We start from the raw sequence: 3,796 nt of genomic DNA on the forward strand, positions 1-3,796 counted from the left end.
GATTGCGGAGATGAATATCGACGATAATATGAAAAGTGATAGGGTGGGCATTGCCCACCCTACAGAAGAATAACTAACGGTAGAACTGTAATTACTTACCGACCTCAAAGGATTTTACTTCCAGGATGGGGCCAATCATGGCAAAGGACATGACATCATCTCGGACTTCGCCTTTGACTTTGACTTTCAATCCGGATTCGTGCAGTTCTTTTGGGCCACCTTCGTAGAGTTCGTAGGTTTCCCCTTTATCGGTGACTATAGCCCAGGTTCCTGGCCCAAGTCCTTTGCGTTCGATCGTACCTGTGACGCTTAAACTCATCGTAAATTTTGGGTTTGAAACCCCGTCCTTCTAGGACGGCTTTACATTTAAGGGGCTTCTCGCTAAAGTGGCTGTAGTTCTAGCGAGAAAGCGATGTACCTGACTCAGAAGAACCAGATACGCGGACTCGGGGCGAGGGAATTTACCGCCTTGCGAGAACTCTGCCGACTGAGTAAAAACCTCTACAACGTGGGGCTTTACACGGTCAGACAGTATTACTTTCAATTTGGGAAACATCTTCGCTACGAATCTAACTATCACTACTGCAAAGCGAACGAGAACTATAAGCGGTTGAATACCGATATAGCCCAACAGACCCTTAAAGTAGTCGATAGAACCTTTCGGAGTTTCTACGGCTTGATAAACGCCGTAAAAGAGGGAAGCTTTCAACAGAAAGTTAGACTTCCTCACTATCTCCCGAAAGACGGTTATTTCCTCTTGATTATGCCGAGGGTCAAAATCAAGGATGGAAAATTCCGTGTTCCGATGTCTCGTGACTTCTGCAAGGAACACGGGGAAATTTGGATACCAATTCCTGCGAGAATCGATCCCGATACTCTTAAAGAAGTTCGGATTCACCCCCGCTATAACGCGCGTTTCTTCGACGTGGAGTTGATCGCCGAAGTTGAAGAAACTCCCGTTCCTACAGAACCCGATAACGCTCTCGCTATCGATCTCGGACTCGATAATCTGGCCACCTGCGTCGATACCAACGGGGCATCCTTTATCGTGGATGGTAAAAGAATTAAATCCCTTAACCGTTGGTTCAACAAAGAGAACGCCCGACTGCAATCGATTAAAGATTTGCATTATATCGAGGGAATAACCGAGCGTCAGGCGAGAATAACACGGAATCGGAATAACAAGGTTCGGGATTATCTCAATAAAGCCGCGCGTCACATTATTAATCACTGTATCGAGAACCGGATCGCTAAAATCGTTGTCGGTTTTAACGTGGGCATCAAACAGGAGATTAACATCGGGAGTCGGAATAACCAAAACTTCGTTCAAATTCCCCACACCAGCCTGAGAGCCAAACTGAAAGCGTTGTGCTCCAGATACGGTATCGCCTACGTGGAACAGGAGGAATCCTATACCAGTAGAGCGAGTTTTCTCGACGGGGATAAACTGCCCATTTACAACGCCGATAAACCGAGAGAATATAAATTCTCCGGGAAACGGGTTAAACGCGGACTGTATCGAACGAAGCATGGTTTTCTGGTAAACGCTGACTGTAACGGCGCGGCGAATATCTTGAGAAAAAGTAAGCACGATGCTTTAGGCGGAGTGTCTAGAGGCTGTTTGGCACAGCCGTTAAGAGTGAAAATCTCTTGAGAATCTTCGCCGTTCTACGGCGGTAGAGTGTCAAGCAGTTTGTTTTTCTCCTTGCATAGCTAACCGAGAAAGTCCGAAACAGAGTAGGGCGTTAACGATCAGGAAGGCACGGGCCCAGAGACCTTCTCCCAGCCACATGACATGAGGCATCATCACGGCGCTGACAAGCAAGCAGCTGGCCACACCGATGCCAGATCCGATCGCAAACCACTTCCAACTGCGATTTCCCAGCAACAGCGCTACTAAAACTAACGGAATTAGCACGCTGGCAAATATCGGGTTTAAGGCGCTAGTGCCTTGAATGGCGTTACCCAGTTCGGGAATAGAACTACCCAAGACTCGGAAAGGCCACTGGGGCGCATCATAGACGTATAAACCGCGCAGGAAGAACAAACCGGAACTGCCAAAGATTAAACCGCTGTTTAGCCCCCAAGTCCAGCCGGGTAAATAGTTCCGCAAGAACCAAGCTAGCAGGTAGGAACCCAATACCATCAGTATCTTAGGTAGGAGTGCTACAGCACCGCCATCAAACCAGAAGCGGAGGTTGAGATAACCATTTTCGCGCAACCAGCGGAAGAAGTCGCGGAAGGTGATTTGTCCTTTGGCGGCGAGTTTCACTGCTGCTGCTGCATCCAGTTTGCCGGCACCAAAGTGGTTGAGGGGGTCTTCTTTGACTGCAAGTGCGGATTTTTTGAGGACTTCTTCGACTTCATCTGGGTTTTCGATACCCATTGCTTTCACCATTGCGGCAACTCCAGCAACGTGGGGAGATGCCATGCTGGTGCCTTGATAACCGGCAAAGATGGGTTCGCCGGTTTGGTAGTCAATGGTTTCTTGGAGAATCTTACCGTTTTCGCTGCCACCGGGAGCGGCGATATCTACAGCTGCACCAAAGTTGGAGTAGGGTGCTTTTTCACCGTCGGGGCCGAGTGCGGATACGCTGATGACATGGGGATAGCGAGCTGGGTAGGAGGAGGAATCTCGGCTTTCGTTACCCGCTGCTGCTACTACAACTACGCCTTTGCTGTGGGCATAGTCAACGGCTTCTTGCATCAGTTCGCTGGCACCGCCGCCACCCAAGCTCATATTAATGACGCCTGCGCCGTTGTCAGCGGCAAATTTGATGGCTTCGGAAATATCGGCAACTGTACCGCCACCGCCTGCACTCAGGACTTTCAGCGGCATGATGGTGGCTTCGTAGGCGACGCCGGCGACGCCGTAACCGTTGTTGGTAGATTGTGCGATCGTACCTGCAACGTGGGTGCCGTGTCCGTTGTCGTCATCAGCTTCTACTTTGTCGTTCACAAAGTCGTAGCCTTTGACGAAATTGGTTTTTTGCAAGTCGGGAACGCGGCTGACGCCAGTGTCGATCACGGCTACTGTCACACCGCTACCTTTGGTTTCTTCCCACGCTGACTCGATGTTGATGCTTCGCAGGTTCCACTGCTTGCTGTACTCTGGGTCGTTGGGGATTTCTAGGGCGTAATACAGATAGTTGGGCTCAATAGATTCTGTCTGTTTGGCTAGATCTGATTTTTTCAGGGCTTTAAGTAATTTCTCATCGCCCTTGACAATATAGACATTATCCTTTACAGAGAATTCGCTATTGAGATAAGGGTTAACGTGGTACTGTTTTGCGATCGCGCTCAGCTTTTCGGCAATTTGGGCTGCGGGAACATCTTCCCGAAAGTCCAGCACGATCGAGTCATAGTTGCCTCTGGCTGCCAGTCCTTTAAAATTAAAGATGGCGAAACCGAGACCGATGATAAACAAACTCAGAAGAAAAAGCTTTTTCATGTCAACCTGCCAGGGGTAGGGACAGCTCGATCACCACCATAACTCAACCTCACCCAGTTTAGAAACTGTTGTTGCAGGATATTTACCAAAAGTCGATCGCTCAAATATGGAAAGAGGTCTTATTTGGCTGCCGTTGCTGGCACTATTTATTTGGTTAGCTTGGGCTGGCTGGAACGAATTTCAAAAGGTTGAAGCTTATCGTCGCTGGGCGTCGCAATTTGAGCGGGCAAAGTACGATATTTATGCGGTTTTGGGTCAAAATGGCAGCAATTTAACTTGGGGAAAACCTACGCGCACAGAACCAGTGAATCTGCAAACTTTTTCTCTAAAAAATGTCAAATCAAT

3 protein-coding genes and 1 pseudogene are annotated in these 3,796 nt (G+C 48.7%); 2 read left to right on the forward strand and 2 right to left on the reverse strand.

The window, feature by feature from the left end:
• Positions 1 to 91 precede the first annotated feature (91 nt).
• Complete coding sequence (locus H6S82_RS23075) at positions 92 to 319, reverse strand: hypothetical protein (protein ID WP_190473756.1); 228 nt, start codon at positions 317 to 319, stop codon at positions 92 to 94.
• A gap of 93 nt (positions 320 to 412) precedes the next feature.
• On the opposite strand from H6S82_RS23075, the gene H6S82_RS23080 reads away from it, so the two are divergent.
• Positions 413 to 1,654, forward strand: coding sequence for an RNA-guided endonuclease TnpB family protein (locus tag H6S82_RS23080; protein WP_190473755.1), 1,242 nt, complete (start codon positions 413 to 415; stop codon positions 1,652 to 1,654).
• A gap of 30 nt (positions 1,655 to 1,684) precedes the next feature.
• Here H6S82_RS23080 and H6S82_RS23085 read toward each other — a convergent pair whose 3' ends face one another.
• Positions 1,685 to 3,451 carry a DUF5942 domain-containing protein gene (locus H6S82_RS23085; protein ID WP_190473754.1) on the reverse strand — a complete coding sequence of 589 codons (1,767 nt, stop codon included), beginning with the start codon at positions 3,449 to 3,451 and terminating at the stop codon, positions 1,685 to 1,687.
• A 106-nt stretch (positions 3,452 to 3,557) separates the two neighbouring features.
• Here H6S82_RS23085 and H6S82_RS23090 point away from each other — a divergent pair.
• A pseudogene (locus H6S82_RS23090) lies at positions 3,558 to 3,796 on the forward strand (hypothetical protein); the annotation flags it as partial.

Source organism: Planktothrix sp. FACHB-1355 (genome assembly GCF_014748295.1).
Classification (GTDB): Bacteria; Cyanobacteriota; Cyanobacteriia; order Cyanobacteriales; family Aerosakkonemataceae; genus Aerosakkonema; species Aerosakkonema funiforme_A.